This window comes from Metamycoplasma arthritidis, from assembly GCF_900660715.1.
Classification (GTDB): domain Bacteria; phylum Bacillota_I; class Bacilli_A; order Mycoplasmatales; family Metamycoplasmataceae; genus Metamycoplasma; species Metamycoplasma arthritidis.
This window is the reverse complement of record NZ_LR215047.1, coordinates 798,455-806,209: the sequence shown is the minus strand read 5'-3', so window position 1 is coordinate 806,209 and position 7,755 is coordinate 798,455. Positions and strand designations below refer to the sequence as shown.

Sequence of the window (7,755 nt, the reverse complement as noted above, 5' to 3'; positions counted from 1 at the left end):
AATTTGATATTATAGTAGATAAAAGCGAGCCATTTTCAAAAGCCGTAAAATCGGAATTTTTTTTGGAATTATTAACAATTTTAATAACATCATTTTTTTAAAAAAATCCGCTTTATAATAGCAATATTTAAAAGATCTACACAATAAAATAACAACCAAAAATTGTTGTTAAAAATCCTGTCAATAAATCCCTAACTTAATTTGCTTGATTTTTGCTATTCTAAATATAAAAAGATATTTATAAATTAAAGGGACCCATTTTTGGTAAAATGTGTAAAGTTATTTTGCTAAATTTATGTAGAAAACTATTTAAAATAATTTACAAATTTTCAAAAAGGAGATGTCATGAAAAGAACTTACCAACCTAAAAAACGTAAACACATTAAAGTTCATGGTTTTATGGCTAGAATGCAAACTAAAAACGGAAGAAAAGTTTTAGCAGCTAGACGTGCAAAAGGAAGAAGTAAATTAACAGTATCAGACGAAAAATAGTTTGATATTTTTGTTTATTTTAGATTATTATGACTAATAAGCATGTGCTTAAAAAGAACTGAGAATTTAAGGCGGTTTTAGCAGCACGCAAACAAGTCGTATCGAAAAATTTGATTATTTACTATGTGCCTAGCGAGATTTTTCAAGTCGGAATTTCCATTCCCAAACAATTTGCTAATGCCGTGATGCGAAATCACTACCGTAATCAAATTAGAGCAATTATTAGAGAACTAGATAAAACTAATATTTTATTTCGTACCATAATCATTGCTAGAAAAACCTTCTTGTCGCTTGATTTCAAAACTAAGCAACAAGAAATTAAAAATCTTTATGAAAGGATAGTTAAGAATGGCAAGCGAAAAGTCTAAACACTACGATTCGTTCAAAGTTAAAAATAATCTTAACAACAACGATCGACACTCAAGACAAATTTTTCTTAAAGTTTGAAAATGAGTGAAAATTATCTTAATTATCATCTTTGTTTCAATCGGGCTTGTAGGTTGCGTGCAATCGTTTACTGGGCGTTCAGGAATCAAAGTTGGCTCGGGTCAAGAACTTTACACCACATCTAAACGAATTTCACCAAACATTGAAACTCTTAGATACAATCCAATTACCAATTCATTTACTAGAGTGAATAGCGACGTTAATAACGTAACTGCAAACACTTATCTTGGTTTAAAAGATCCTAGTGTGGTTGAAAAGCTAAGAAAACAAGACGAAGAAACCGGCGCAACCTATGGAAGTTACGGTTCAAAAACTCTTGGTCTTCAACTGCAAAAAAACACTAAAAATGCCAATGGCGAATATGAAAATATCACCCAAGGCAATGATGGTGGTTATCTATATTCAAAAGATGATCGCTATGCATATTACAATTTAGGAAACGGCAAAGAAAACACTGCAACTAAAGTTTATAAACCTTTGACTAAATTTGAACAAGTTTTAATGCCAGCGCCAGTATTCCATACCAAAAAACAAGCAAATGGAAAAGTTGATGTCCTATACAACCGCTTAAAAGCATATGATGACGCAAAAGTTCTTAATTACTTACCTGCTGGAGCCGATCCTAGAGAAGTATATTTACGTGACATTTTTCAAATTCTTACCAATGAAACGCTTAAATATTGAGAAGAGCATCAAAACGATCCTAAACTCAAATGATATAAAGAATTCAAAGATTTAATTGCCTCAGAAAATGGAACCACATTTTTAGAAAAAGCTACCGCTTACTTTAATAAACTAAAAACTAAAGTAAGTGCTAATGAAAATGAAGATAAGGGTTTAACAACTTCAGAAGGTAATATTGTCGCTAATTTTGCAAGAAGTTACCGGGCTGCTATTGGAAGCTATTTACAACTAACAAAACATATTCTAGGTTCTAGAGTAGAAAATGGCACACAAATCTATAGCATTACTCACATCAATAATTTGGGTAACTATAGCAAAGATAGCTTACTATCGTCATTATTTGATGCTAATAGCTCTACTCCTCAAAAGGCTTTGGCAACTGCTAAAGATTATTGAGGTCTTGGACCTTTCTATGGATTATTTGTGCAACCAGTTAACTTATTTATGAATGCCATTATAACCGGGCTAGGTACTACTGGATGAAGTGTTATTCTAGCCTTAGTTGTTACCGTTATCATCGTTAGGTTAATTGCTTTTGCCGTTTCTTTTAAAGCTACTTTTAGTCAATCGAGAATGGAAGAGTTCAATCAGAAAAAAGCCAAAATCGAAGCTAAGTATGCTGAATATAAAAGCGATAAGCAAATGCAACAACGTAAACAACTAGAAATCGCGGAACTATACAAAAAAGAAAAAATTTCACCGTGAAGTGGATTAATATCATCATTTATCACACTTCCGATTCTAATTGTGGTCTTTAGAATCATTTCTGCATCTCCAGAAATTAAACAAGCAACTTGATATTCAATTCAACTTTCAACATCTTCAATTAGAAGAGTAATTGCTGGCGATTTAATTTACTTACCGATTATTATTTTCTCAGTCGGTATTCAAGCACTGGCACAGTATATGCCGAAGATTCTCAATCGTAAGAAAAAATCCTTACGGGCTAATGCGTACCAGCAAGCTGCACTAAAAAAAGAAAACAAGAAGTTTAATATTATTTCTCTTATCTTTATTGGTATTGGTGTTATCTTTAGTGCTGGGCTACAAATTTATTGAATTATTGGGGGGATTTGAACTATTCTACAACACATCTTTGTTCACTATTTCCAAAAAACCAAATATTTCAAAGAAAAAGTTGAACCAAAACTATTCCCAAGAACATCATAGTAAAATAAGAATTACCAAGCCAAGATGGCTTGGTTTTTTTAGCGATATTTTTAGTATAATTTTTTTTATTATTATGAGGTATAAATCATGAAATTAACTGACAAAATCTCTTTATATTTTCACCAAACCAAAGAAATCTCTGAAAAGTATTTGCCAAATAACGTTGTTACTTTACAGTTTTTTCAACGCCATAACGATGTAATGCTTTGTGGTATCAACGAAGTAATTAAACTACTAGAAGAAAATACCGATACATCAAAATATACAATCAAATATTTGCCTGAAGGAACAATTGTTAAAAACCGTGAAGTTTGTTTAGAACTCGAAGGTAGCTACCATGATTTTGGCATTTGAGAAGGAATCATCGATGGTATTCTTGCGCGTCAAAGTTCAATTGCAACTAACGCATACCGAATTGTAAAAGCCGCTAACGGTAAAAATATTGTAAGTATGGCCGATCGCGCTGATCATTATATTAACCAGCTAAACGACGCTCACGCAATTGAAGTTGGCGGTATTAAAAATCACTCTAGTTTTGCATCTTCAAATTTCGATGCTTCAAGAACTTATGGCAGTATGCCCCATGCATTAATTCAAATGTTTGATGGCGATTTAGTAAAAGCTTGCGAAGCTTATCACAATACTTTTCCTGAAGATGAGCTTTATGCTTTAGTCGATTTCCATAACGATGTTATCAACGATTCGTTAGCATGCCTTGCTCGTTTTAAAGACGAACTAAAAGGGGTAAGAATTGACACTTCTAAATCTATGATTGACAAAATGTTTGAACAAGATTCAAATCAATGAGGTGTTACTCCTGATCAAGTAAAAAACTTACGCAAAGCACTAGACTCTCACGGTGGTAAGCATGTTAAAATTACTGTTTCAAGTGGTTTTGATGCTAAAAAAATTGCTTATTTTGAAAGTTTAGGCGCTCCCGTAGACACTTATGGTGTAGGCGAAGCTTTATTAAAAATAAATGTGCATTTTAGCGCTGATGCAACACGACTAAATGGCAAACTTATTGCCAAAGCTGGACGAGGATATTTAGAAAATAAACGACTAATTAAATATTCTGGAGCACTTAATAAGTAATGGCAAAAAACAAATCGTCTAATTTAAAAATAAATTTCTTAAATGTTGTTGCGTTTTTAATTATTCTATGTATTCTCGGAATCGGAGTCATTTTAATTTTGGCCGGTGCTAGTTTACTAGGACCGATTAATAAAGGTGGCGCAATCGCTTGTTACGTAATTGGTGGGATTTTTGTTCTTATTTTTGTTTTCATTATCGCCAAAATCATTGCCATTGTTGTTAGTGAAAACACATATAAGAAAAACGCTTTAGATGTTAAAGAGCTATTTAAAAATTTGAGTCCAAGTGAAACGCAAATTGACTTAGACAACGAATTTAATGAAACAGCCGAAGCTCAAGATATTGAAGCACTTAATATTTACTACACATTTATAAGAGAATTTGAACAAAAATCGTTTAAAGAAGAAAAAATAGAGCTAGTGGATTACAGAATAAAAATTGCTATTCAAAATCTAATTATGCGAGTGAAAAAGACCTTTGGATATTTTGATACTTATTTAGCCATTGATTTCACTAAGGCATCAACAAGAAAAATTGGCCCTTTACGTCGTGACATTCGTAAGTTTCGTGAATACTTTACTAATATTCGTGAAGTAATTAATGTTGCTGACATTATTGCTAAAGAAGAAATTTTAAAAATTAGACAAGCCAAAGTCAAAGAATAATTAAGTTTTGAATTATTCCTTTATAAAAGCAAAAAAATAAAAATTGTAAGGTGTTTTACTTACAATTTTTTTACTATTTTGATCTTTAACAAAGTGGGTCTCAAGGATCAATTTCAATTGGAGCCTTGTCTAAAGCATTTTGTGCTTCTTTTGATAGATATTTCTTATCAACAATTGCCATGTAATTATATTCATCAAATCAGTTGTCGCTCATTGAAAAATAACCTTTTTTACCAACGTCTTCGCCTCAACTATTTTCAACTTTTCAAGCAATTGGCTTACCATCTTTATCTAGATTAACACCAACCATATTCATGGCATGGCTAATTAGCGAACTGCGCAATTCAAATTTTTCTTTTTTACTAAATTCTGGGGTTTTAGTTAAAGTAAGATCATAGTTAAATAACTCAGGATCCATAATGCCTAATTTGCTATCACTGTCAGTGCCAACATCACAGCCGAATCATACAGCGTTGCCATCTTGCAATGATTTAATCATGGCATCTTTTAAATCTACTAGCGAAACATTTAACATGTTTAGGCCTTTGCCTTCAGAAACACTTTTAATAAAATCAGAATGAATCAATTGATTGTGTGGGAATTTATCACGAGGATCGGCTACTAAATCAATTTTTTGAGTAAGCTCAGTTCCTACATATTTTTTATAGAAGTCTAAAGGACTAATGTTTTCAATTCTTTGAAATTTTTTGTCTTTATCACTATATTCAAAAGTGAAGGTTTTGGGTGGCTTGCCTAAACTTTTAATTAAAATGTTGTAAACAACATAAAGAGCTTCTTCTTTTAGTTCATTAATCTTAGCAAGATCTTTTGAAGTAGCTCATTCACGACGCATTTTAGCAGTATATGCTGAAAGACGTCAGTTAATTTGACTTACCATTGTCGCGGTTGCTTCACTATGAAAAGTTTCATTCATTGCTGATTTAGGCACAACCCCGTATTTGTTAATTAAATCAACAAAAAATTCTCAGTATCCTCCATCTTGGACTGGTGAATCGGCGAAGTATCTAAATAAACGATCGTTAGGGTCAAGTTCTAATCCCTTTTCAATGATGAAATTTAAATAAGTGTTGGCTTTTTCTAGTTTGTCATAAAAATGAATGTAATTTTGTGACAACTCAATTGACTCAATATTTAGAGCTTCTGCTACTTTAGCTCTTGCCATATTTAAAGCAGCGAAGATTCAACATCTACCACTTTGTTTTTGATTAGTTACTGAACCAACATTTTTAGTTTCAATAGAAAATTGAAAGTTGTGTTTTTTTACCACTTCATTATTAGTAGCAGTGGCACGAATTCCATTTTTAATAATGGCATTTTCAATTACTAAATTAGCTTTGTCTGCTTGGTATTTTTTTTCGTAATTTTGGATTAATTTAAAATCAATATTTCTCATTTTAACTCCTTAAATAATTTAATATCCCATGGCTTTTTCATAGTCTTCAAGACTACCGTAGAACAAGAAACTTTCTTGTGGTTTAATTTCTAAAATAATATTAGCACATTCATTAATCATCGCTTGGTTATAAGTCGTAAAAATCGCTGAACCTTTGTATGATTTTAAAGCTTCAATTAATGAATCAATGGCTTCGGAATCTAAGTGATCAAGAGGTTGATCAAAGATTAAAAAGTTGCTTTCTTCAATCATAAGCTTAGAAAACATCAATCTTACTTTTTCACCCCCACTGGTAACCTTAACTTTTTTAAAGACGCTATCATTTGAAAAAAGCATTCTTCCCAAGAAAGATCGCATTCGTGAATCACTATTGTCTTTAGTCTCTTGAGTTGAGTTTGAAAGAGGTCATTTACTAATTCATTCTAGGATAGTTTTATCTTCTTGGAAATATTCAGAATTATTAGAAGGAAAGTAGTTTGGCTTAATTGTGATTCCTCAACTAATTTCGCCAGATGTTGGTTTAATTTTGCCAATTAAAATTTCAAGTAACCTAGTTTTAGCGATGTCGTCATCACCTATTACTACCATTTTGTCGCCGGGGCGAAGGTTAAAAGAAACATTTTCAAATAAGGTTTCACCATTTTCATTAATGTAGGTTAAATTTTCGGCTTTAAGAACTTGCTTGCCCAACATTCGACAAATGTCAAATTTAATGAAAGGCGATTTTCTTGAAGAAGGTTTAAGTTCATCAATTTGAATTTTTTCAAGCAGTTTCTTTCGACTAGTTGCTTGTTTAGATTTAGAAGCATTTGCAGAAAAGCGGGCAATAAATTCTTTTAGTTTTTGTGCCTGTTCTTCTTTTTTAAGATTTTGTCTTTGTTGCATATCTAACAACAATTCACTAGAAGTTTTTCAAAAAGTATAATTCCCAACAAAAACTCTTGCTTCAGAAAAATCAATATCAACAATATGGGTGCAAATTTGATCAAGGAATTTACTATCGTGGCTTACAACAATAACGATATTAGGATAATCCATTAAAAAGTTTTCAAGTCATTTAATGGTTTTCAAATCAAGACGGTTAGTTGGTTCATCCATAATTAAAATATCAGGATTGCCAAACAATGCTTTTGCTAAAAGTACCTTGACTTTTTCATTAGCTTTAAGTTCTTTCATTTGCATGTTTCATTTGCATTGTGAAATTCCTAAATTTGCCAATAAAGTTTGGGCGTCATTTTCAGCGTTTCATCCACCTAATTCACCAAATTTTTGTTCTAGGTGGCTTGCCCTTTCATAATCTTCCATTGTTGCGTTTGGATCTTCATAGATTCTATTTTTTTCAATATTTAAATCAAATAACTCTTTGTTACCCATCACAACTACATCGGTGACATTGAAATCATTAAATTCGTCTTGATTTTGAGAAAGCACGCTCATTCTAGCATTTTTTTCTTTAACAATTTGCCCTTCACTAGCCTCAATTTCGCCACTAAGAATTTTTAAAAAAGTACTTTTGCCGACCCCGTTTGCACCAATAATTCCGTAAACATTCCCTGGCAAAAACTTCAAATTAACATTAGTAAATAATTTCTTATCGGGAAAAATTTTACTTACGCCGCATACATCTAACATTTTTTGCCTCCTTAACAATATATCTCTCAATTGTACTAATTTATTGCTTTGTTTTATGAAATAAAAACAAAAGGCATATAAAAGCCATTAATTTTTAGTTTAAAAGATACTCAAAATAAAAATGTCAATCCAGTAGCAAGTGAATCTACATAATTG

The 7,755-nt window shown here is 31.7% G+C and carries 7 protein-coding genes; 5 read left to right on the top strand and 2 right to left on the bottom strand.

Features of this window, described 5'->3' with window-relative positions; genetic code table 4:
• Positions 1 to 345 precede the first annotated feature (345 nt).
• From rpmH to EXC42_RS03190, 5 genes are all read left to right on the top strand, one after another.
• Positions 346 to 492 carry a 50S ribosomal protein L34 gene (gene rpmH / locus EXC42_RS03210; RefSeq protein WP_012498556.1) on the top strand — a complete coding sequence of 49 codons (147 nt, stop codon included), beginning with the start codon at positions 346 to 348 and terminating at the stop codon, positions 490 to 492.
• A 29-nt stretch (positions 493 to 521) separates the two neighbouring features.
• Positions 522 to 860, top strand: coding sequence for a ribonuclease P protein component (gene rnpA / locus EXC42_RS03205; RefSeq protein ID WP_012498555.1), 339 nt, complete (start codon positions 522 to 524; stop codon positions 858 to 860).
• Entirely contained in the window at positions 841 to 2,793 is a 1,953-nt protein-coding gene (yidC, locus tag EXC42_RS03200) for a membrane protein insertase YidC (protein ID WP_012498554.1), read from the top strand. Before rnpA ends, yidC begins: the two co-directional genes overlap by 20 nt.
• Positions 2,794 to 2,880: 87 nt before the next feature.
• Entirely contained in the window at positions 2,881 to 3,888 is a 1,008-nt protein-coding gene (locus tag EXC42_RS06615; RefSeq protein WP_012498553.1) for a nicotinate phosphoribosyltransferase, read from the top strand.
• Positions 3,888 to 4,553: a hypothetical protein gene (locus EXC42_RS03190; protein ID WP_012498552.1), complete on the top strand. Its 666-nt coding sequence runs from the start codon at positions 3,888 to 3,890 to the stop codon at positions 4,551 to 4,553. Before EXC42_RS06615 ends, EXC42_RS03190 begins: the two co-directional genes overlap by 1 nt.
• Positions 4,554 to 4,638: 85 nt before the next feature.
• Here EXC42_RS03190 and EXC42_RS03185 read toward each other — a convergent pair whose 3' ends face one another.
• On the bottom strand, positions 4,639 to 5,967 hold the full coding sequence (locus EXC42_RS03185; RefSeq protein ID WP_012498551.1) for a C1 family peptidase: 1,329 nt from the start codon (positions 5,965 to 5,967) through the stop codon (positions 4,639 to 4,641).
• Positions 5,968 to 5,985: 18 nt separating this feature from the next.
• On the bottom strand, positions 5,986 to 7,599 hold the full coding sequence (locus EXC42_RS06610) for an ABC-F family ATP-binding cassette domain-containing protein (protein WP_012498550.1): 1,614 nt from the start codon (positions 7,597 to 7,599) through the stop codon (positions 5,986 to 5,988).
• Positions 7,600 to 7,755 lie beyond the last annotated feature (156 nt).